This is a genomic window from Variovorax paradoxus, from assembly GCF_000834655.1.
Taxonomy (GTDB): domain Bacteria; phylum Pseudomonadota; class Gammaproteobacteria; order Burkholderiales; family Burkholderiaceae_C; genus Variovorax; species Variovorax paradoxus_F.
On the sequence record NZ_JXQQ01000062.1, the window covers coordinates 1 to 334 of the forward strand.

At 71.3% G+C, this 334-nt stretch carries 1 protein-coding gene; it reads left to right on the top strand.

All coding sequences use genetic code 11. The features are described from left to right. A partial coding sequence (locus RT97_RS23105) for an AMP-binding protein (protein ID WP_042581176.1) occupies nt 1–334 on the top strand: 334 nt, incomplete at both ends.

Consider the following 334-nt stretch of genomic DNA (forward strand, 5'->3'; position numbering starts at 1 on the left):
AGCTGCACCCCGAATCCCCCGCGCTGTCCTTCGAGGCGCAGACGCTGGCCTACGGCGAACTCAACCGCCGGGCCAACCGGCTTGCACATCACCTCATCGAACAAGGGGTGCGCCCCGAGACCCGCGTGGGCGTGGCGGTGGAGCGCGGCATCGACCTCGTGGTGGCCCTGCTGGGCATCCTGAAGGCCGGCGGCGCCTATGTGCCGCTGGACCCCGAGTACCCCGCCGACCGCATCGCCTACATGGTGCAAGACAGCCGGCTGTCGCTGGTGCTCACCCAGAGCCACCTGCAGGCATCGGTCGCGCTGCCCGCCGGCGTGGCCGTGCTGCCGCT